The sequence below is a fragment of the Psychrobacter sp. genome (assembly GCF_049295055.1).
Classification (GTDB): domain Bacteria; phylum Pseudomonadota; class Gammaproteobacteria; order Pseudomonadales; family Moraxellaceae; genus Psychrobacter.
In genome coordinates this window covers 1-23,639 of sequence record NZ_JBAQQF010000046.1, presented here as the reverse complement: position 1 = coordinate 23,639, position 23,639 = coordinate 1, and the positions used below count along the sequence as shown (strand labels likewise).

Genomic DNA, 23,639 nt, shown 5'->3' with positions numbered 1-23,639 from the left:
AGTAATTGCCTAAAAAATATGGCAAATTGCAGTTACGTAGCCGTACGGTTTGCACACATTTGGTAGTGGACTTATTTTCATATTGGTATTATCAATTCTTTTACTTCGTATTAAAAACGATTAATTGACAGCTAAACCATTGTTTTATAAGCCTACTCTATCAAGTCAATGCTGCCAACCGATATAGCTCATAGAAGTTTAATGCCGTCACCTTGATGAGTATTTAATATTATAACCGCCTGTTTTATCCACTGGTCTATTTATAACAGCGTCAATGTTTATGACATGATGACAGAACACCGTAGTAATAAGACAGTAAAAGGCTGGCAACCGTCGCTCATTTATTGATACCGATAAGAAATGGCGTTAATAAAATGTGATATTGACAAAAGTGGCACTGATAAGCGACCGTATCTGGCCAACCTTACTAATAAGCCAAGCGGATAAATACAGACAACTACAGTCCATTCTTAGTGGCTAAGCGCGTATGAGACTTAACCAATAGCATTGAGTACATGCAGATAATTTGAGTGGCTAGCTTTAATAGGGAAATTAAATAGCTCACTCTTAGCATCATCATATATAGCCATTTTAAGACAGTACTAGGAAGATACATATGGAAGGTTTAGTCAATTTAGTAAATGGAATTATTTGGAGCCCCGCATTAATTTACTTATGCTTGGGTGCAGGTTTATTTTATTCCATCATGACGCGCTTTGTGCAAGTGCGTTTATTCGGTGAAATGATAAAGTTACTGTTCACTGGTAAGTCCAGTGCCGATGGTATTTCATCATTTCAGGCGCTTGCCGTCTCACTTGCTGGTCGTGTGGGTATGGGTAACATCGCCGGGGTAGCAGCTGCTATCGGCTTCGGTGGCCCAGGTGCTGTATTTTGGATGTGGATTGTTGCATTCTTAGGTGCTTCTACTGCTTATGTTGAGTCCACACTGGCACAGATTTATAAAGAAAAAGATGTAATCACTGGCGAATATCGCGGTGGCCCTGCATACTACTTTGAACGTGCGCTTGGTCAAAAATGGTACGGTATACTTTTCGCAATTGCTTCTATTTTATCATGTGGTATGTTCTTACCTGGTGTACAAGCGAATGGCGTTATTAGTGCCTTTGCCCAAGTCATGGGTGAAGGAACTATAATGAATGTCGCAGGCTTAGAAGTCGGCTCTATGCGTCTGGTCGGTCTTGCTATCATTTTAGTCATCTTAGGTGTCATTATCTTCGGTGGTATCAAACGCATTGCAACCTTTACTGAGTACGCCGTTCCATTTATGGCAATCGGTTATATTTTGTTAGCCTTAATTATCATGTTCAGTAACTTCAGTTTGATTCCAGATGTATTTGGTTTGATCATTGGCGATGCCTTTACGGCACAAGCTGGTTTTGGTGCGGCAATTGGTTGGGGTGTAAAACGTGGTATTTACTCTAACGAAGCCGGTCAAGGTACAGGTCCTCATGCTGCTGCGGCTGCTGAAGTTGAGCATCCATCACAGCAAGGTCTAGTACAAGCATTCTCAGTTTACGTTGATACATTACTAGTTTGTTCTGCTACCGCATTTATGATTTTATCTACTGGCATGTATAACATTCAAGGTACTTTACCAGATGGTCAGTTCATTCTGCAAAATGTAGCTGCTGCTACTGAAATTAATTCACCAGCCTTTACACAAATGGCGATGCAATCGGTATACGGTACTTTTGGTAATGTCTTTATCGCTATCGCTGTATTTTTCTTTGCCTTTACTACGATTTTGGCTTATTACTATATTGCTGAAGTGAACGTTACTTATTTAACGCGCTTTATCGGTCGCGGTGCTCATAAAACAGGTCTTTTCTTAGCTAAAGTCTTAATTATGGTTATGGTTGCCTACGGTGGTCTTAACTCAGCAGGCTATGTTTGGGCTATTGGTGATATCGGTGTTGGTCTTATGGCTTGGCTTAACATTGTTGGTATCTTGGTCATCTTCTTTGTGGCTCGTCCAACGCTCACTATGCTTAGAGACTATGAAGCACAACGTAAAGCTGGCGTGACACGTTATAGTTTTGATCCAGCTAAATTCGGTATCAAAAACGCGCCATATTGGGAAGAGCGTCATCGTAAACAGATGGACGCAATGAACAATGATCCTTTACGTAAAGATCCCAAATAAAAATCTCTAAAGTAAATAATATTTGCTAAGTTCGCAAAACAATTAAAAAAAGCCCGTGGCTATGCTCACGGGCTTTTTGTTTGCGTACCTCCACCATATTCTATGAGCAATACATAATAAAATCGATACGCTAAGGTTCGTGTCTTTATGATTGAATTAACGTTTTATAGGTATAAGCTTTCTATTGATAAGCTTGGCTCAATACTATAAAAAATCTATCTCAGTAATATTCTATCTTTCTAAATAATTTCAATCATAGCTATCTATAAGTTATTGACAGACTATGAGTTATCGATAGACAAAAAGAAGCCTAGCGCAATGGCTAGGCTTCTTAGATATTATTTATGATGAAGTGTTATTTATAATACAACCCCATGTATGACTTATAGCTAAAACTTATTTAGGTAATAGTACGGTATCAATAACATGGACCACACCGTTAGTAGCCATCATATCTGTTGCAGTAATAGTAGCTTTATTGCCGCTTGCATCAGTAATAACGTTATCAGAACCGATCATAATGGTTTGACCATTGACCGTTTCGATAGCAGTATCATAAGGGATGTCAGCTGCTTTCACTACCATAGGAACAACATGGTACGGAAGTACGCTTTTTAGCAAATCTGTATTAGCCAACAACTCTTCTTTAGTGACATTCAATTTAGTTAATACAGCAGCAAATGCATCGTCAGTCGGAGCAAATACAGTATATGTGCCTGCGTCCATCATCATACCGTCAAGACCAGCAGCTTTCAATGCAGCAGTTAGTATTGATAAATTCGGGTTTGCAGCAGCCATTTCAGCAATACTCTGGGTCGCTGCTACTTCAGGCATAGGTGCTGCCTCAGCTTCAGCCACTGCTTCAGGAGCAACTTCTGGCTCAACCACTACATCAGTAGTCGCTGCTGGCTCTACTGGCTCAACAACAGCTTCTTTATCGTTACAAGCTGCTAATGATAGTGCTGCTGTCACAACTGCGATAGATAGTAAATTCTTTTTTAACATAGGTCATTCCTTTGGGATAAATGGTTGTTAGATAGTGATTTATGGATGGATAATGATTGTCTTAAACAATATCTTATTAATTAACCAAAAGAGCTGTCAGCAAATGAATGATGATAAGCTTTAAATAAAGCAGCTCTTAAAACAAACTTCCTGTCTCATTATTAATTTTAACTGATTGAATTCTAATTGACACATGTTTAGGTAGCAACACTGTATCGATAACGTACATGACAGCGCTTTTAGGCTGATATTCAGCTCAAAAAAAAGCTCTAACAATAATAACGTTATGCCGGTATAAATTCTCCCCACTTACTATTTAAAAATACCAATAGAAGCAGTAAAAATTTATCCCAGCAATATTGTATTGTTATCAAATCATGGCGAATACTCTTCGCTCATTGGTTAGAACAAGTTATTAACCTAAACTTATTTAGGCATTAATACTCTATCAATCACATGTACAACGCCATTGCTAGCAGCGATATCAGTTTTGAGGATATTAGCAGTACGGCCATTCTCATCCATTAGCTTACCCTGATTGGTTATCATCAGCGTGTCTTTGCTAAGCATAGTCACATTACCTGGCTTAACATCTTTTGCATATACTGGAGCAGCACCGTTAATCACATGGTAAGTTAAGATTTTGGTCAATAGTGGCTTGTTGGCAAAAAGCTCAGCCTTGGTCATACCTGTCTCTTGTAACGCTTGCACAAATGCGGCATTGGTTGGGGCAAGGATTGTGTAGTTGGCATTAGGATCAGACAACGCACCAGCTAAGTCAGCGGCGACGACGGCTTCTACCAGTAAAGAGAAGTCAGGATTGCTTTGAGCAATCTGCACCACATTCATATTTGCCATCGACTGGTTATGCATTGGTGCTTTCATGGCTGAGCTTTTGGCTGGCATCATATTATTACAAGCACTTAAACCTGCGATTGAGATAGCTAGAGCACTAATGGTAGCAATTTTGGTCATTTTCATAACATTATCCTTAATGGTTGAGTATCTATGATCTATCGATTGTTTTAGTACGATCTTACAGATTAGATTGTCTTTCCCTAGCGCCACTGCCTTATAGTATTTGTCTATCATTGATTATCATTCACTTACGAATTGTCGATAACTTGTAAATAAAAGTCATTAATATCTACTGATAAGCACTGCTTATGAAACATCAATCCTTCTGAAATTAAATTAACATATAGTAGAGCTTGATAAATTCATATTTACGCTACTTTTTGTAGCAAGCGTGTAAATTATGTCTACATTTGACGGGAATAATTTGGTTTTAAGGCTGAAAGCGAAGCTTTATGTAATCCTCAAGCGAAATGATATTCATTTGTGCTTATCAAATTTATGTCATAAAATTTGATGCTGTAGAGATACGCCTAATCGCAAGATGTAACTATAGAAACATACCAAATTTTTAATATTGTTAAAATAACATGAATAAATAGGATTGCTCAAGCGCAATCGGGACAATCTCACGAGCACTAAGTATTTCGTGCTAAAATAATCCGGATTTTACTATTACTTTTTAAGCCCTTATTTGATTAATCTTATTATGTTAAAGATACTTATTACCTAAAAAATATAAACGATTCCTCTTTTATCATGTTTTTCTTCCTTTTATCATATTAACTCTATAAGCAGCGCTCCTATGACCTTAACTACTCATTCCGAAACTGACACTTCTCCAACCCGTATTTCTCAAACTAGTATGACCGACACTGATACCGACAATGACAACCCCAATGCCAATCCTAACGATTTTATCTTGACCCCGCCTGAAGTGTTCCCTTATAAGGCACAGCAGCTGACGGCGCGCGCGCGCATCACCGAACAGATGGCATCACGGATTTTGATGCTCGATGGCGCGATGGGCACCCATATTCAGAATTATAAGCTAGAGGAAGCAGACTATCGTGGCCAGCGTTTTACCAATATCAGTCAAGATGTGCGCGGTAATAATGATTTATTGGTACTCACGCAGCCGCATATGATCAAAGAGATTCATCTTGCGCATCTAGAGGCTGGCGCGGATATTATCGAGACTAACAGCTTTAATGGTACGCGTCTGTCGATGGCAGACTACGATATGCAGTACCTCGTGCCTGAGCTAAACAAAACCGCTGCCAAAATTGCTCGCGAAGCTGCTGATGAGTTCACTGCGAAAACACCTGAGAAGCCGCGTTTCGTCGCGGGCGTTATTGGTCCAACGTCGCGTACTTGCTCATTGTCTCCTGACGTCAATGACCCTGCCTTTCGTAATATCACCTTTGATGAATTGGTACTCAATTATCGCGAGTCAACGCTAGCATTAATGGAAGGCGGCGTTGATATCATCTTAATCGAGACTATCTTTGATACGCTAAATGCCAAAGCAGCGATATTTGCAGTGACGGGTGTGTTTGATGATATTGGCTTTGAGTTGCCAATTATGATCTCGGGGACGATTACCGATGCGTCGGGTCGTACTTTATCGGGTCAAACCGCGGAAGCTTTTTACAACTCGATTCGCCATGCCAAACCTTTAACCGTTGGTTTTAACTGTGCACTCGGTGCTGATGCCCTTAGACCGCACATTCAGACGCTATCAAATATCGCTAATACTTATGTATCAGCGCATCCGAACGCTGGTTTGCCCAATGAGTTTGGTGAATATGACGAGACGCCAGAAGAAACCACTGCGCTGCTTGAGGGTTTTGCTAAAGCGGGTATCTTAAATATCGTTGGTGGCTGCTGTGGTACCACGCCTGAACATATTCGTCTTATCGCTAATATGGTGGCAAATTATCCACCGCGTGTGATTCCTGACATTCCACCTGCCTGCCGTTTATCGGGACTTGAACCTTTTACTATTAATAAAGACAGTCTATTCGTCAACGTCGGTGAACGTACCAACGTTACGGGTTCGAAAAAGTTCTTGCGTTTAATCAAAACTGAAGCCTACACTGAAGCGCTCGATGTCGCTCGTGACCAAGTTGAAGGCGGCGCACAAGTTGTCGATATCAATATGGACGAAGGCATGTTGGACTCCAAGCAGGCGATGATTCACTTCGTCAATTTGGTTTCAGGCGAGCCAGATATCAGCCGTGTGCCCTTGATGCTTGACTCTTCTAAATGGGATATTATCGAAGAAGGCTTAAAGCGTACCCAAGGCAAATGTATTGTTAATTCTATATCACTAAAAGAAGGTCACGCTGAGTTCGTTGAGCGCGCCAAGTTATGTATGCGCTATGGTGCCGCTATCATCGTGATGGCCTTTGATGAAGATGGACAGGCCGACACCTACGAGCGTAAAACTCAGATTTGTAAGCGCAGCTATGACGTGCTGGTCAATGAAGTGGGTTTCCCATCCGAAGACATTATCTTTGACCCCAACGTTTTTGCAGTGGCGACCGGTATCACTGAGCACAATAACTACGGTGCTGACTTTATCAATGCCACACGCTGGATTACCGATAACTTGCCGAATGCCATGGTATCGGGCGGTATCTCTAACGTCTCGTTCAGCTTCCGTGGTAACCCGATTCGTGAAGCCATTAATTCAGTATTCCTCTATCACACGATTCAAAACGGCCTAACGATGGGTATCGTAAACCCCGCCATGTTAGAGCTGTATGATGACATTCCTAAAGAAGCGCGCGATGCTATCGAAGATGTGATGCTCAACCGCAATCAAGGCGAATCAGGACAAGACGCCACCGAACGGCTGATGACCATCGCTGAGAACTATCAAGATGGCGGTAAGAAAAAAGACAGCACCGTCGATATGACATGGCGTGAAGGTACGGTTGAAGAACGTATCGCCCATGCCTTAGTAAAAGGTATTACCACCTTTATTGAAGCGGATACCAAAGAAGCGTGGGAGAAATATCCGCGGCCGCTAGAGGTCATTGAAGGGCCATTAATGGACGGTATGAATATCGTTGGCGATTTATTTGGTGCGGGTAAAATGTTCTTACCGCAAGTAGTTAAATCCGCTCGCGTCATGAAGCAATCGGTCGCTTGGCTAAACCCATACATCGAAGCGGAAAAAGTCGAAGGGGAAACCAAAGGTAAAATCTTAATGGCGACGGTCAAAGGCGACGTCCACGATATTGGTAAAAATATCGTCGGCGTGGTGCTCGGCTGTAACGGTTATGACATCGTCGATATGGGCGTGATGGTACCCTGTGAAAAAATCCTCGATACCGCACTCGCTGAAAAGGTCGATATCATTGGGTTATCTGGCTTAATCACGCCTAGCTTAGACGAGATGGTTTATGTTGCCAAGCAAATGCAAGAGCGCGGCATCACCTTACCCTTGATGATTGGCGGTGCGACGACGTCTAAAGCGCATACTGCGGTCAAAGTCGAACCTCAATATCAAAATAACGGTGTCATCTATGTGGCGGATGCCTCACGCGCCGTTGGCGTAGTGACTAAGCTACTATCAAAAGAAAATCGCCAAGGTTTGATTGATGAAACCCGCGCCGAATATATCAAGGTGCGTGAACGCTTAGCGAAACGCCAACCAAAAGCTGCCAAGATATCCTATGCCGAATCCATCGAAATTGGCTTTAAAGATGATTGGGATAACTACGTGCCACCGACTCCTAATAAATTAGGACAAGTGATATTAGATGACTACCCGATTACCAACCTACTGCCTTATATCGATTGGACGCCGTTCTTTATCTCTTGGGGGTTAGCTGGTAAATATCCAAAAATATTGCAAGATGAGGTGGTTGGCGAAGCTGCTCGCGACTTATTTGGTAATGCCGAAGACATGCTGAAGAAAATGATTGATGAGAAATTAATCGTTGCCAAAGGTGTGTTTAAACTCATGCCAGCCCGTCGTACTGCTGACGATACCGTCACTGTCTATGACAAGGCACCCACTGAAGGTGGCAGCGCCACTTATCAGTTTGAACATTTGCGTCAGCAGAGTGATAAAGCCAGCGGTAAGCCGAACTTTAGCTTGGCAGACTTTATCTCGCCATCGGACGCGCATACTGACTATCTAGGCGGTTTCACTGTATCGATGGTCGGTACGGAAGCGCTCGCTGAGAAGTATAAAGCCGCTGGTGACGACTATAACGCCATCATGACGCAAGCATTATCTGACCGTTTAGCAGAAGCCTTCGCCGAGCATTTACATGAGCTGATACGTAAAGACTATTGGGGTTATCAGGCTAACGAAAGCCTCACTAATGATGAGATGATCAAAGAGAAATATGTTGGCATCCGCCCAGCACCTGGCTACCCTGCCTGCCCTGAACATACTGAAAAAGGTAAACTGTTTGAATGGCTCGGCACCGTTGATGCTATTGGTACAACTTTGACTGAAAGCTATGCGATGTGGCCTGCGTCTTCGGTCAGTGGCTTCTATTACTCGCATCCTAAGAGTGAGTACTTTAACGTGGGTAAAATCAGTACCGATCAGTTAGAGAGCTATGCTGAGCGTAAAGGTTGGGATATGAAAACTGCTGAGAAGTGGTTAAATCCGAATTTGTAGGATGGTTTTAGCTAGAGCTTTTAAAGAAATATTTGATGTGGGATTGGTTGCTAAGGTAGCCAATCCTGCTTTATTCTAAACATTTATCGTAGATTGAATAAAAGCATTCTGCTAAAATGAAATATTGTTAAACTTAAGACCAATTTGGGAAGTTCTATATGGATATAATTACTGGTGCAATAATATCAGGTGTCATTTACGATATACTTAAGAATAGCGCATTGATTACTGCTAAAAGTATTAAAGAATACTTCTTAGAAGAGCTTTTAGAGGTATCGAACGAGCAAGCTAGAAGAATAGCTGAACAAGCAAGAAGTGTTGACTTTAGTGATGTTAGTAACGTATCTAAAGAAAAGTTTATCGAAAACCATCAGAATCAATTTCATACTATCAATAGTGTTAATCAAAACGTTAATAGCCCAAATAACTCAGGCACATTATTCAATAACAGTGCTAATAACTTAACTCAAAACTTCAATCTATCTGACAATCCTGTTCAAAAAAAAAGCTAGTTCAACTGCTTGAGAAGTTTGAGATAGATAAGAGAGATAATCCTGATTTTGCAGAATTCACTGACAAATTAAATAATTATTTAATAAGAAAGATTGAAAAAGGTAATCCTAAGTTTGCTAGAAGCCTTGAACAAAAGCTTATTGATGGTAATAGATTACCTTTGATTGAGTATGCAAAAAGATGTAAGCACAAGATTAATAAGAAGATTAGTAGATATGGGTTGTTCCAAACTGCTAATGATGTTTATATTTATCTTTTAGCACATATTGAAAATAAGTTTATCACTAGTATCAAGTTAAAGATATGCTCTAAAGACTTTAAAGAGTATGAAATAGATGACATGATAAGTGAACATATAATTGATACTTTATGGGAGGATTGTCAAAACTCTTCTTTATTTAATGATGCTAGTGAACTGTATGGTTTGCTATATTTATTGACTGGTAATTGTCATATTGATTGGGATATTGAAGTATGATTTATCACCCTAGAAATGATATATATCATTGTTGTTTTAGACTTCTATCGATTCTAAAAAGCTATGACCAGCCTATTACTATTGAAAAAATTAGGATTATAGACTTTTATTTAGTTTATCCAAACTTTGTAAAAGAGATAACTTTACCTCGTAAAAATGGTAATACTAAACTTAAGAATATGTACGCTAAACTGCCCCCTCCATTTGAGATTATGCCTAACAAAAAAAATACTCTTTTCTGAATTGAAGAACTTCCAATACAGTGCAATTAGCTTATTGAGAGCTAAGTCCTTAATTGAAATAAAAGAAAAAACAATAAGTAAAACATCAGATTACTGGTTGTTACCTAATAGTTTTTTTGAAGAAAACAATATACTGAATGACGAAACTCAAGTCCAACTGATAAAATGCTTATCCTCTATTGAATTAATAGGGACGCAAGGTTTAAAACAAAGAACTGGTTTAATGGAATACAGATATGACTCAGTATAAGCCCTTCATATTCATTAATAGGCTAATAATTACTAAAGGTAAGCATACTGTTTACGATGAATTTTTTCATAAAGGTGTGAATATTATTCGCGGTACAAATAGTTCTGGTAAGTCCACTATAATGGAGTTTTTATTTTATGGATTAGGAGGAAGTATCCTAGAAAAGCAATGGAAAACTGTTGCTCTTAGTTGTGATAACACTCATATCGAAGTAGATATCAATAATCAGGTTTTTGTTTTGAAAAGACAAGTATCTACCAACTTCAAAGAGCAAATGAACATTTTTGAGGGGACTTACGACGAAAGTGTAAATAGCTCAGCTCAAAACTGGCTCTCGTTTCCATATGCTTCGACAGCAAATAAAGAAAGTTTCCACGACAATTTATTAAAGCTATTAAATATACCCATAACGAAATCTCAAGACAGTAGTTATATTAATTTCAATCAAATTTTAAGACTAATTTATACAGATCAACTATCAGGCATAAGTAGGATTTTCCGAGAAGAGGACTTTGATTCTTCGTTTAAAAGAGAAACCATAGGCGACTTGATGTTGGGTGTAAACTCGAAAGATGTAACTCAAAAAAAATTAGAAATCATACAGCTGAATAAAGATATTGATAAACTAACTTCAGATATTAGAGCTTTTACCACAATGTATGGTGAAGTTGAAAGTGAGAGCAATATTAATGAAAGAATAAGTGAGAACAAAGTAGCTATAGAGACTTTGACTTCTTCACTATACTCGGTAAACACTGTCGAAAATGAATCTGTTGATGAAAGTACAAAAGAACTAATATCAAGTAAAAGAGAACAGTTAAATACTTCATTACAGACTAAAGAAAATCTTCTTAGAGACATTAACACTCTTAACTTTGAAATAATTGACTCTGAAAGCTTTGTAGTTAATCTAAAAAAACGTCTGATAAATATTCAAGAATCAGATAATACCTTGTCTATACTTTCAGATATTGCGTTTAACTTTTGCCCATCATGTTTTAGTAAAGTTTCTGATAACCTTAAAGAAGTTGGCGCATGTAATTTATGCCACTCGTCTAATAATGATAGCTATGAATCACCTACATTTCGAGTACGTAAAGATATAGAATTTCAGATTAGTGAAACTAAAGATTTAATTCCCAAATTCAATGAGGATCTTGAGAAACTCACTGGTTCTTATGTTCTAATCAAGGAAGAAATTAGCAACCTTAAAAGTGAAATCTTAATATTGGAGAAGCCTATAAAAGGGATCTCTAGTGAAAAAACCGGTATTCTAATTAACATTGGAGAGCTTAGACAGAGAGGGTCGGAATTAGCAGAAAAAAGCAGAGTTTTGAATAATCTTTATGCAAAACAAGCTAATAGAGATAGCTTACAAAATATATTAAACAGCTTGGAAAATGAAGTATTATCAAAAGAGTCATCAGTTATAAGCAATAGAAATAATAGAAAGACTCTGATCTCTGCCATAGCTTTGAGGTTACTACTTAAGGATTTAGATAGAGAAGATGATTTTAAGGATCCAAAAGAAATAAGTTTTGATTTCACTAATGATAGAATTAAAGTTGATGGTGTTAGTAATTTTTCTGCAAGCTCTACATCAATTTTAAAAACTGTTTTGAAGTTGTCGATTTTAATAGCGTCTTGTGAAGACCCTGGATTTTTGTATCCTAGACTAGCTATTATGGATAATGTAGAAGATAAGGGAATGGAGCAAGCTAGAAGTCAAAACTTACAAAAGATAATTATTGAAGAGTCCAACAACCTTGAAGTCGAACATCAAATAATATTCACCACCTCTATGATTGATGAATCCCTAGAAGGTTCCAAATATTGTATCGGAGAATTTTACAATCCTGAGAGTAGAACTTTAGATATTAAGGGTTATTAAGGTAATATTACTTATAACGCTTCATGCCTTAGTCACCAGCCCAGTGATTAGGCAAAATTTAAGCGAAAAGTAGGATTAGTTACTTACTTTTTTTAGGTTTTAAATAAGCTATAAACATTCCAAAAATATCGCCTCCTCTACTTTTTGAGCATGTCTCAATAAGAAATGTGGCGGTCTTCTTTTGTCATGATTTCAGCTCAATCTGCTTTACCCTTACCTCGCCGACAACGTTCAGAACAATAGATCACCTGCTCCCAATCCTTCTCCCATTTCTTGCGCCAAGTAAAAGGGCGCTGACAGATGGGACAGATTTTTTGCGGTAGGTTTACCTTTTTATGTGCCATCGTCTGCTCCTTTGTTGCTATATACCTCTACTTACCTATTAACGCCTATTTATCTTCTTTTTGATGATCCAACCCTTCATATTTTTTCACGCGGCGACATTGGTCTGAGCAATAGACCATGCTCTCCCAGTTTTTATCCAACTTTTTGCTCCAGCTAAACTCACGCTCACAGACTGGACATTCTTTTTTACGGACGTTCTTTTTCTTATGCGCCATATTTTTCTCAGTGGTTTATTTCATACATCGATAGTTTACCTCTATTACCAACGCCCTAGTCATAATCATCAAATATTTTATTCAGTCGATTGAGGCTATTGACGATCAGCTTACCTGATTGATCGGTACTGCTATCGATTGCTAGCTTTTCATCCATGCGCATATTGAGTGGTGCAAGCGCCTCTTTGAGCGCGTTTGCCATAAGTGCCATCTGTGTTGTCATGTCAGGCACATCGATAGCTGGCGTTTGCTTCGCGGTGTTCTCCTCATGCTTAAGCAGGCTGTCAGTTAAGCTATGAGACAAGCCATCAGCCATTTTATGCGCCAGTTGCTCGACGGCATCGACCAGCTGCACCATCAGCTGTTTTTGGATCTCTTGGCTTTGTTTAAGCTGCTCGCCTTCCGCCTTTTCAGCATTGTGATCGTGCTTATAGATTTGCATCAGCTGATTCATGCTTTTTTCAAAGCAATTATCGATGCTATCGCTGACGACTTTGGCATTATCTACAAAACCCGTGATAAAGCTATCAGCGAGGATTTTTTGTGATTCTAGTTGCGCTTCTAACTTAGTCTTTAAATGCGCTTGCTGTCCTGCTTCTCGCAGGCGGGCGATTTGCTCTGGATTGTTTTGCGCGAGGTATTTATCAAACTGGTTACTGATGGCATTAAAGCCACTCGCCAAGTCGACCAACTGAGCGACGATACGCGCGCCAGTATCACCGTCTTCACCGCCCATAGCCTTATTACGTAGGAAGTCAGCTTTGATTTGCTCCCAACGCTGTGCTTCTTGCTCGGTCAGCTCACCGCGCATCTCGCCAAGCTTGAGCAGATTGCTTTCTGCACCTGTGGTCAATAGCTGCGACTCGCCCAGATAATGATCATCAATCAGCTGGTTAAGCTCATTGTCATTCATAATCGCCGATAGCTTTTCGGTCATCTTATTCATATTACGATAACTGCCTTGCAGCTTAAATATCGGCTCAACGCGGTATTTATCATCTTGTGATGCTGAGGCAATATAGGCTTGGTTGACATCGAGAATGACTTTTTGCACCGTAAACATATGGCGCAAGATCGCGATAATCTCATTAATCTCTGAGGTGCTATACGGATAAGTCAGCTCGCTGCTTTGCGCTTGGGCAAGGTTGGCATTGTCTGTTTTTGCCATTTTAATCAAACGGTGCACATCGCTCAAATCGCGGTTGGCAAGTGGTGCCAATACAGCATTTGAGGTCAGCGAGTTTTCGATATAACTGAGGGCAAATATCTCTTCCATACCGCTCATGATATCACCTAAGTTATAGATATCGGCACGGTTGGCGAGCATATCAGGGACTTTAAACGCCTCGCCACTTTCGGTATATGGGTTACCCGCCATGACCACGCAGAACTTCTTACCGCGCATATCATAGGTTTTAGTCTTACCTTGCCATACCCCGTCGATACGGCGTGTACCATCGCCGAGCGAGATAAACTTCTGCAAAAATTCTGCATGCGTATGCTGAATATCATCGAGATAGAGCATGACGTTATTGCCCATCTCAAAAGCCAAGTTGATTTTATTCAGCTCTTCTCGTGCAGTGGCATTGGGCGCTTTTTCTGGGTCTAAAGAGGTGACATCATGACCTAATGAAGGACAGTTAATCTTCATAAAGATTAGCCCCAAACGATTGGCGACGTATTCCATCAAGGTGGTTTTACCGTAACCTGGCGGCGATATCATCATTAAGATACCCATCAAATCGGTACGTTTATCTTCACCCACGGTACCCATCTGTTTAGCGAGGTTATCCCCAATTAACGGTAAATAACTCTCATTAATCAAACGGTTACGCACAAAGGAGGACAACGGACGTGCCATAAACTCATCCAATCTTAATTCCTCTTTTGATGAATTAAGAATTTCTGAGCGCAGGGCCAGATAGCGTCTATAGGCAGGGATAACCTGCGTATCATGATGATGTAAGCGATTTAAGAAGTCGTCGACAGCAAAGGTCAAGGTTTGCTGCTGGATACGCCCATGCTCGCCCAATAGATGCTCAACTCGTATCTCAAGCGATACTTTACCCGTACTGCGCTCAAAGCTTGCTACTTGATTGAGTGGGTTATTAAGATTGGTCAATGATGTAGTTGATGAAAATGATAACGGTGAGGATGTTTCATTTGCAGCTTTATTAAAGCTTGCACCTGCTTCAGTAAGGCGTTGCATTAAAGCATCACGCTGGGTGTCGTTTAATTGAGTAAGTAAGATAGCAACCGCTTCAGGCACATAATGACGGCCACTCTCTAATTGCTGTTTGCGTAAGACTTCTTTTTCCTGGCTCTCCGCAAGCTGCTCTTCACTAAGCGGGCTGCTGTCATTATCAACTGATGGATCGCTATTGCCGTAAGTCTTATCTAACAAGGCATGGAACCACGTTGCCAATAACTCATAAGCGGATTTTGGCTGAAAGCTAAGCTTACCGATTGCAGATTGTAGGTGCTCAAAGCTGGCAGCGTTTTGCGTGCTACCTGATGAGCTATTCAGGGTTTTGCTCAATTGCTCACACAGCTGCTGCGCTTGTTGACTGGTTTGCCAGTGCGCTGTTGAGTGCAAACTTGCATTCGGTTCCGCTGCCTGACCCATGACGCTAACTAAGTATTCGCAGGCAAGCTGAACATAGCTTTGTTTAAAGATATCGGCGTTATGAATATCGCTGGTTTCTAAATTCAACTCTGCGTCTGACTTTTTGTCAGATTTACTATTGAGGCTAAAGTCATTGTCATTATAAGCGGCGACAAAACCATGCATGATTTGCGTCATGTCCTCAACCAGTAAGGCTTTGGCGGTATCACTACCTAAGCTACGGCGCAATTGCTCAGCGGTGATGGCTCTATCCATCCAATTGCCAATACGCGTCAGCACTGAACCATCAAGCCAAGCATCATAGCCAAACTGACGCAGGCTGTCTAAGCCAAGCGCTTGTACGAGACTCAACTGCCAATGAAACAACTGAGCCAAGGCACGTACTTGCGGCGTATAAATTAGTAGCCCCGCCTCGCGCAAAGTCGGCAGTATTTGCATCAATAATAGCGTGGCATCATGGTCATGAATGCCCTTGTCATAACCCAGCTGATAGCGAGGGGTGGCGTAAGTTTTGACCAATCTAGCCAGCGGGCTGTCATTATCAATATCGCCATGAATATCAGCAGTCATGATGGTTTCGTCGTATGCTCGATATAGACGTGTTTCGGTCAGGTCATCTTGGCTATTTTTGGCACTCTCAATAATGCTATAGGCCAAGTACTCTGCGCGGTAAACGGTATCGGACTCGGAGGCGATATTCATATCCCAATACGGGCGCAAAGCATTTAACTCAGTATTATTGAGCACTTCATAATAGTCTGTACCCGTTAGATGCAAATTCAGCACACGCTTGCCATCTGACTGTTGACGACTCAAAAGCGTCAAATCTAAAGGTTGGGTATTGACTGAAAAGCGATGCTTGCCCAGCTTGATGATTTGACCGCCATCTTCAAACAAATCCGACTTATCTTTTAAACTTTTATAACTTTCTATTTGAATGGCTTTTAGGCGCGAGTCTAGGTCATCTGCTCTGACACTAAAGCCCATGGCTTGTAGCTCTTTTGCGATATTGCGGACTTTTTGTACCAAGCCATCTGACGCAAAATAGGTGTTTAACGCCTCTTCTTCTTTAAAGCCAGTAACGCCCGTACTTTGGGTACGTTTTTTGATGCTCTCCAGCATACGTAGTGCGCCATCACCTAAGTTCTGGGCTTTACGGTTACGGGCATCAAGCAGTTGCTGCTTATGATTTTCAAAGGTTTCGTAAATCTCTTCACGTTTACTGATAATATCTGCTAAAAACTGATCACCGCTATTAGTCTCTGGATCAGCAAACTGACTTTCTAATTCTTCTAACTGTACCAATAGCTTTGCCATTTGCTCATCTGATTTCTCAGGCGTATTAGCAATGGATAAAGCATTAGCAATCGATTGACCAAACAACTTAAACTGTGCGCCAAACTGCGCTACTGCCTCAGCGGAGCCTAAGTTTTTGCGCTTATGATTGAGCTTGGCTTTGCTTTGATTAAGACTCGAATAAATGGTCGATATGTCATCGATAATTTGGGTGCGTACCGTGGCATCGGCGACATCCAAGGTGCCCAAGAGTTCCGTTAATAAATCCAAACCTTGCGTCGTTTCATCGATTTTTTCCAGTACGGGTTTTAGCTCGGCATTGGTTTCGGCCGTATTTAGGCGCTCACTGACATCGGCTAATAACCCTTCGTAGCTTGATAACGCCTCTTCCCCACTTAAAAACAGCACCGTTTTTTCGGCAAGCTCGCTTTCTGCTTCTTCTAGTTGAGCCTGCAGTGCTTCAAGTTTATCGCCATCTAAATAACGCAAATCCTCTAAGCTAACGAGACGACCCTTTTGTTGCCTCAATGCCGACAGCTGATCCACGTAATCGCTGGCAGACTCAAAAGTGGTAACGCGTATTTGCCGCAGAATCTCACCTTGCTGAGCGTCGGCATCGGCTAACGCCGTTTGGGTTTGCTTTTGAATGCTTTGTACTTTGGCGAACTCATCAATGACCAACTCAGCGGTAGCCGTTACTTCCTTAATACTACCTGCAACCTCGTTGAGCTCGGGCTCAGACAGCCAATAATAGCTATCAAAGAGACGGTTGGTATTGTCTGCCAGCTCCTCATAGAGTTTTTGTGACACGCTTTGGTTATCGATCAGACGGGTGATGCTATAAAGATCAGAGATACCGCGCACCAATTCTTTATTACCTATTTTGCCATAGAAGCTGGTGCTTTCCGGCAATTCACTCACATACTCAGGCGACGCATAAGGCGTATGCCATATCTGCATGGGGTGAATCCGTGACGGCTCGCTTTGGTCACTAAACAGCACCAAACGTCCATTTTCAGCCAGCGCCATGCCATTGCAATAAATAGGATTTGCCAATTGTTTTTTGATCAGGTTATAAGGAAATAATCCTGTGACGCCTAAGGCGACATCGTAGAATAAAAACAACACGTCTTCGCCGTTGGGCGATACAATTTTACGTTTAAACTTTAAATCTTTGGCACCGACATTATTGGCATCAAACAGCTTATACTCGCCCGTTTGCAGATAATAACCACCCGGAAATATAATGCCGTGATCTTCTGGCAGCTGCACACACGATTGCCCAATAGCATCCAAACGCAGCACCGCTTCGGTCAAGGTGTTATAGACGAAATAACGATAACTGTCCTCGCGATACGGCAATATTTTTAGCAGTATTAAACTGCCAACTTTGGCATAAGCAATCTCAGCATCGGTCAACGATTGGGTACGATCATTCACAGGCTCACTATAAATGCCTTGCCCTGACTGCGTATTGTCCTCAATTTTAATGGTCAAATCGCCACCGACGGTCTCCACAAATATGGTATCTAAAATATTCATATGTGGGTATTTGCCATTGATCATCTGATCACGAGTGGTCTCAATCCAATCAAAATCATAAGCGGGTGGCAACTCGATGTCGCGCTCACCGCGATTGTCTACGTAGGCGATTTGGGCAGCTTCTGGGGTGCCTTGGCTAAAATCTAATGCAAAACGGAATACCCGAATATCGGTAATGCGTTCGCCAATTTGAAACGCTAATAGCAGTTTGCTGTCTTTAACGGTCAGTTGAATCAGCCGCGTTTGCTTGTAATAGCGATAAAGCTCGTCAAAATCCTGTACGAATGCTTCTTGATCTAAAAAAGTGTTTTTTAGATCGACTTCTTCAAGCTGATATTCTCGGTCAGTGCGTTCGCTGCTATCAGTATTATCAGTAGCGCGTTCAGTGCTTGCACTGCTTTGGCTGCCTTCGCTGTTATCGGCATTGCTGTCACTATCCTCACTATCATTTTTATTAGCGGGATCGATCAAGCGATATAGCGACAATACATCTTTAATATTGCTCGCCCGTTTGAGCCCCATAAAGACGTTGTAGCCAAATAACAGATAGTCACCCACTTGTACCATGTCTTGCGCCACACAGTTATATTCGCTACGAATACGCGTGCGCGCAATGACTTGCATTTGGGTGCTGCCAAACTCTTGTAGGCGCGCATGATTCAGCTTAGCAGTTTGTTGCTCTAAACGACTGCCCTGCTCAGTGAGACGTTTTTTAATAAGCTCATAAGCATTCCCTGAGGCAACTGCCTGATCCGTTTGCTCAGCTTGGTTATGGCTATTGGTATTGTTTGGATTGGTTGCGTTTTGCGTGTCCGCCATCGTTGCTCGTCCATTTTTAGGCAATAAGATAAATCTAAAGAATTGTTTGAATTAAAGAAGCACTTGGCTAATCTAAGAAAACGAGTCGTCACTGCTGATTTTTTTAGATTAACCAACTCATGGTTAATAATAGTTATTAACTATCGCTCTGTTAAAGCATTTAGATTGAGTTGGTTAAAGCAATCTGCCACCTAAGTGACAGATTGTTTATTGATGAAAAAGTTATGGGGTAAATCTTGCTGATAATAAATCAGTCATGTCGACTAATGGTGATATTAAGCCGTTTCATCATCACTGTGCTTGTTGGCTTTAGTCATCACTTGATTGGCCATCACTTTATTAGCCATCATAGTATTGATAATGCCGCTTAGCGTATCTGACTTGCCAGCGAGACCGTCAATGGCTTTACCGATAGACAATGACTTAGCAAAGTTATCAAAGAAGTGTGCTTCACCGCCAACGATATCAATTTTGGCTTTTTGTAGCGCCACTGCCAAGACTTCAGCATTCTCTTTCGCAATCTCTTTACCAGCTTCAATCGACGCCATCGCTTCTTGCAAGGCAGTCTCAAGTCCCATACGGAACTCTTCATGCTCGCGCGCTTCTTTAGTCATGCTGCCCATGGCATTGAATTTCTCGACCAGACCATCTGCTTCTGCTTGGAAATGCGCACGGGTAACTTCAGCTTTTGCCAGTCCAACTTCACGTTCTGCTTTGGCATTTGATTCACCTTGAGCGGCGATCACTTGAGCATTTGCCATTCCGATATCACGCTCGGCTTTGGCGTTAGACTCGCCACGAGCCGCGATGATTTCAGCATCCGCCATGCCTTTTTCGCGCTGTGATTGCGCTTCGGCTTGACCAGTCGCTTTGATAACATTGGCTTTAGCAATGCCTTCTTTTTCCAAAGAACTTGCCTTAGCCTCTTGAATGGCCGCTTCAGCGAAACCATGTGCCGACTCTTCAGCTTTGATACCTTCGGCCATTTTAATTTTGGCTTCTGAGTCTTTGGCTGAGGCTTCTAGATTGGCACTGGCAAGCGTCGTTATTTCGACTGCTTTATGCTTGGCAGCCATTTCATCTGCTTCCGCTTTTTTCACCTGACGCACTTTGATTTCTTCAGCATCCGCTTCGGCTGCTAGTACACGGGTTTGCTTAGAGCGCTCGGCTTCGCTGACTTCACGCACTTCTTTAATACGCTCTTCTTCTTGCGCGACGGTTTTGTCTACCGCAATACGCTCACGAATCACATTGGCAATTTCTTTTTTCTCAAGCTCGATCGCACGTTCGGCTTCGATACGTTGCAGATCCACTTCACGCTCACGAGAGACGATTTCGAGATCACGCGCACGAGTAACTTTCTCTTCTTCGATGACAACAGCACGCAAGCGATTTTGCCCAGCCACTTCGATTTCACGTTGTTGGTTTTCACGCTGAATCGCCAAATCTTGCTCGACCGAGATAACGGCGGTTTCAGACTTTTTACGTTCTTCTTCTTCAATCTTACGAGTTTCGGCGGTTTCACGGGCAATCACTGAAGATATTTCACGATGTTGTCTGGCTTCGGCATCCGCTTGCTGACGTTCCAGCTCAAGCATGGCTTCTCTAGTCTCGACGTTCTTCTTTTTAACCGCCAACTCTTCATCACGCTCAAGCTCATTGGTAATGATGTTTTGAAAAGCCGTCAGTTGAGTAATCTTTTTGATACCTTCAGCATCTAAGATATTACTTGAATCTAACGACGATTTTGGCGTTTGCTCCAAGTAATCAATTGCCACGTCTTCTAAGATATAGCCGTTTAAATCATTGCCAATCTCTTTAACGATACTGTCACGAAACTCACTGCGATTTTCGAATAATTTGACAAAATCAATTTGCTTACCAACTGTTTTTAATGCTTCCGAGAACTTGGCATTAAACAGCTCATTAACGGCGACTTTGTCTGACGCCCTTTCAGCGCCAAGAGATTTAGCAACCTTTAGCACATCTTCTTCGGTCTCATTGACACGCAAATAAAACGCTACTGTGATATCAGCACGCATGTTATCCGCACAAATCAGTCCTTCTTTACCTCGTCTATCCACCTCTAAGGTGATAAGCGATATTCTCATGAGTTCTTTTTTGTTGATAACTGGCCAAACAAAGCCACCATCAAAACGTACGGCAATTTTATTAACCCCGTTAATAATAAGCGCAGTACCCTGCTCCACCTTAATATAAAAGGCTTTCAGCATCAAAAGTGCTGCCATCATAAAAATAAACGCCAGCACCACAACCACGCCGACGATAATGAGTATATCCATATTTATTCCTTTAATTAAAACATTCCAACCAAATTTAAAACCGTTAATAAGACGCTTAAAAAATAGACTATTTACTGTCTATCTCTCTCTAATCAGCTAACTTGTAAAACCAATAGTTAAAGGTTATTTAATTCACTTTCAAAATTATTGGTACGGGCCTTTATAGTGATTTCTTTCTAACAGAGGCAACTCGATAGGTATTGGCTTCCTCTAAATACTCTACCAACACCACTCTATCGCCCTGTTTTAGTAAACCGTCATTGTTATCTGAACGAATTTTTAGTATGAGTCCTGCGCCGCCATCATTTAATTCTGCTTCGCCATATTTGTCTGTCACACTGAGTGTACGCACAACAGCGACTTTACCGATATTGCTAGAAGAATTACGTTTGGGGGTTTTGGCGATATTTTTGCGAATGGGTGAAATAATAATACCCGTTAACCACATAGATACCACCAATACAAAAACGAGTGCCCCAGTGCCAAATAGGTAATACAAAAGACCAGAGTCAAAATACTGATGTAAAAAGCTCGTATATAGGTAGCTTAGCAACCAACTAATTAAGCTGATTAAACTTAGTATAATAATTAAAGGGACGCCATAAAGACCAAATTTGAGCATAAGAACGGTAAAAAAACCCGTTGATGACAAGGTAGAAGCATCACCCTCTGACTCACCAAATTCTACGCTATCCATATCTACCATACCTATTAAAGACACCACCCAATATAAAGTCACGAACATCACAAGCCCGGTAAAAATAATCGTAGGGTACAAACTAATCTTGGTAATAAAGACTAAAAAAGACTCTTGCATCGCATGCGTGCTCCTTTTGCTCGCCTCATTCAATATCTTGCTGACTTGGTTATACAGTTAACTGTCATATCGCTGAAACTTACTCAGCTTTGTGCTACTTAGATTCGCTCTTTTAGCTTGTGGCTAATGATTTTTTTCACATATTTAATGATTAACTTATTAACTCATGTGAATAACAAGGCGATAATGACATAGCTTCATTAGCTTTAAGAAATTTACTATATAACCAAGAAGCCTCTAAAACGTAGATAATAAAATCGACTTATGTTCTTTTGTTGGTAATTATATAGTCATTCCATTACATAATATATAGCTTTTGCCCTCAACGTCCCCACACAGGCGAGCGCACCAAGCCACCAGACTGACTACTAATGGTATAACTAGTATTGCCCAATAATGAGTGGATGACCAAGCTACCCTGACTGCCCTGCTCGCTTAAGTTTGAGTTGCGTGTCGGATAGACAGCGTATTGCCCAGAGGGTGAGAGGCGTGCTGGCTCATCAAGCCCCGTTTCTGATAGATTGATGACTTGCCCTGTAGCGAGCGTCATGACAGCTGCCTTGCGACGATTGAGATACGCCAAGCGCTGACCGTCTAAGCTAAGCTGCGGACTAGCCGCATAGCCACTTGTCGCTACCGGAGAAGCAGTACCCGTCGCAAAGTTATAGCGATAGATACGTGGACGTCCAGCACGGACTTTATCACTGGTATAAACGAAACTTTGACCATCGCTTGCATAGCTTGGCTGTACTTCCGTACTGGGTAAAGTAGTGAGCTGTTTAGTCTCGCCATCGCTTAAGCGCATCTCATAGATATCTGCATTGCCGCCAACTGTTGAGCTATAGAGCAGTTTTTGTCCGTCCGGTGAGAATGACGGCGATAAATTGCTGCCTTCAGCATTTACGACCAGATTATGGGTTTTACTTTTTTGGTCATAAATATAAATCTTTGGATGCTGGCGCGACGCTTGTTTGCTATAAGCGAGCATTTGACCATCGGCTGACCACGCAGGCGCATAGATATAGCCATTGAGCTGATCAATTAATTGGCGGTCGCTGCCGTCTGGACGGATACGATAGAGTGTCGATATCTTTGCAGCACCTAAACCTTGCTCTTCTATATAAGCAATATAACCTTGCCGATCTATCGCTGGCATTGCAGCAGTAAGCGGATTATTCGTATTAATAGACGCTTTAGATATATTGTTTGGTATTGTCTGACACCCTGTCAGAATGGCGAATATTGGAATGGCAAACAATGAAATAGCAACACGACCGCTTATCGTTTGAATGTTCATAGTCGGTTTTGACACAGCAGTTTTCAACATAAAATAAAGTCCAATTTTATTATGCCACTACAAATAAAGCCTTGTAGAATACGTATAAGAAGATGACAAAATGCGAGTATGGCAGCTAGTGTAACGTACATTGACCTCTAATTTTAGACAAAAAAATGCCCCACTTATTTGTGAGGCATTTTTGCGATACAAGTTTTTAGAACATTTAGGTGTAATGGACATTTTTCATGCTGTCATAGTGCCTAAAGCTATATACTGTCTCTATTTGCAAGGAATCAACGCCATGAATCAAAAAACTGCCCTTTTTGTCGTGACAAACACATCAAGAAAAAT

At 41.2% G+C, this 23,639-nt stretch carries 15 protein-coding genes; 7 read left to right on the top strand and 8 right to left on the bottom strand.

Annotation, left to right across the window (positions count from 1 at the left end; genetic code table 11):
• The first annotated feature begins 616 nt into the window (after nucleotides 1–616).
• The gene (locus tag WAZ74_RS06280; RefSeq protein WP_422306937.1) at nucleotides 617–2,164 is read left to right on the top strand and encodes an alanine/glycine:cation symporter family protein; all 1,548 of its coding nucleotides are present in this window, start codon (nucleotides 617–619) and stop codon (nucleotides 2,162–2,164) included.
• 396 nt (nucleotides 2,165–2,560) lie between these two features.
• Here WAZ74_RS06280 and WAZ74_RS06275 read toward each other — a convergent pair whose 3' ends face one another.
• Nucleotides 2,561–3,169 (bottom strand): fasciclin domain-containing protein, encoded by a 609-nt coding sequence (locus tag WAZ74_RS06275; RefSeq protein WP_422306935.1) that lies wholly within the window; start codon nucleotides 3,167–3,169, stop codon nucleotides 2,561–2,563.
• Between the two features lie 426 nt (nucleotides 3,170–3,595).
• Entirely contained in the window at nucleotides 3,596–4,150 is a 555-nt protein-coding gene (locus WAZ74_RS06270) for a fasciclin domain-containing protein (protein ID WP_422306933.1), read from the bottom strand.
• A 679-nt stretch (nucleotides 4,151–4,829) separates the two neighbouring features.
• Between WAZ74_RS06270 and metH the strand changes: the two genes are divergently transcribed.
• The 6 genes from metH to WAZ74_RS06240 all read left to right on the top strand — a co-directional run bounded on the left by metH (nucleotide 4,830) and on the right by WAZ74_RS06240 (nucleotide 12,046).
• Nucleotides 4,830–8,672, top strand: a complete 3,843-nt coding sequence (gene metH / locus WAZ74_RS06265) for a methionine synthase (RefSeq protein ID WP_422306931.1) — start codon at nucleotides 4,830–4,832, stop codon at nucleotides 8,670–8,672.
• A 158-nt stretch (nucleotides 8,673–8,830) separates the two neighbouring features.
• Nucleotides 8,831–9,184 (top strand): hypothetical protein, encoded by a 354-nt coding sequence (locus WAZ74_RS06260; protein ID WP_422306929.1) that lies wholly within the window; start codon nucleotides 8,831–8,833, stop codon nucleotides 9,182–9,184.
• Between the two features lie 5 nt (nucleotides 9,185–9,189).
• Complete coding sequence (locus tag WAZ74_RS06255; protein WP_422306954.1) at nucleotides 9,190–9,663, top strand: ABC-three component system protein; 474 nt, start codon at nucleotides 9,190–9,192, stop codon at nucleotides 9,661–9,663.
• Nucleotides 9,660–9,905 carry an ABC-three component system middle component 5 gene (locus WAZ74_RS06250; RefSeq protein WP_422306927.1) on the top strand — a complete coding sequence of 82 codons (246 nt, stop codon included), beginning with the start codon at nucleotides 9,660–9,662 and terminating at the stop codon, nucleotides 9,903–9,905. Before WAZ74_RS06255 ends, WAZ74_RS06250 begins: the two co-directional genes overlap by 4 nt.
• A complete protein-coding gene (locus WAZ74_RS06245) occupies nucleotides 9,820–10,155 on the top strand; it encodes an ABC-three component system middle component 5 (protein WP_422306925.1) in 336 nt (111 codons plus the stop codon). The genes WAZ74_RS06250 and WAZ74_RS06245 overlap by 86 nt, the downstream gene beginning before the upstream one ends.
• Nucleotides 10,142–12,046, top strand: a complete 1,905-nt coding sequence (locus tag WAZ74_RS06240) for a hypothetical protein (protein WP_422306923.1) — start codon at nucleotides 10,142–10,144, stop codon at nucleotides 12,044–12,046. Before WAZ74_RS06245 ends, WAZ74_RS06240 begins: the two co-directional genes overlap by 14 nt.
• Before the next feature lie 197 nt (nucleotides 12,047–12,243).
• On the opposite strand, the gene WAZ74_RS06235 is transcribed toward WAZ74_RS06240, so the two are convergent.
• The 6 genes from WAZ74_RS06235 to WAZ74_RS06210 form a co-directional block, all read right to left on the bottom strand.
• Nucleotides 12,244–12,390, bottom strand: a complete 147-nt coding sequence (locus WAZ74_RS06235; RefSeq protein WP_422306921.1) for a DUF2256 domain-containing protein — start codon at nucleotides 12,388–12,390, stop codon at nucleotides 12,244–12,246.
• 45 nt (nucleotides 12,391–12,435) lie between these two features.
• Nucleotides 12,436–12,606, bottom strand: a complete 171-nt coding sequence (locus WAZ74_RS06230; protein WP_422306919.1) for a DUF2256 domain-containing protein — start codon at nucleotides 12,604–12,606, stop codon at nucleotides 12,436–12,438.
• Between the two features lie 55 nt (nucleotides 12,607–12,661).
• Nucleotides 12,662–18,889 (bottom strand): DNA repair ATPase, encoded by a 6,228-nt coding sequence (locus WAZ74_RS06225; protein ID WP_422306917.1) that lies wholly within the window; start codon nucleotides 18,887–18,889, stop codon nucleotides 12,662–12,664.
• A 275-nt stretch (nucleotides 18,890–19,164) separates the two neighbouring features.
• A complete protein-coding gene (locus tag WAZ74_RS06220) occupies nucleotides 19,165–21,192 on the bottom strand; it encodes a hypothetical protein (RefSeq protein WP_422306915.1) in 2,028 nt (675 codons plus the stop codon).
• 160 nt (nucleotides 21,193–21,352) lie between these two features.
• A complete protein-coding gene (locus tag WAZ74_RS06215; protein ID WP_422306913.1) occupies nucleotides 21,353–22,009 on the bottom strand; it encodes a hypothetical protein in 657 nt (218 codons plus the stop codon).
• A 322-nt stretch (nucleotides 22,010–22,331) separates the two neighbouring features.
• Complete coding sequence (locus tag WAZ74_RS06210; protein WP_422306911.1) at nucleotides 22,332–23,336, bottom strand: Xaa-Pro aminopeptidase; 1,005 nt, start codon at nucleotides 23,334–23,336, stop codon at nucleotides 22,332–22,334.
• Nucleotides 23,337–23,639: the final 303 nt, after the last annotated feature.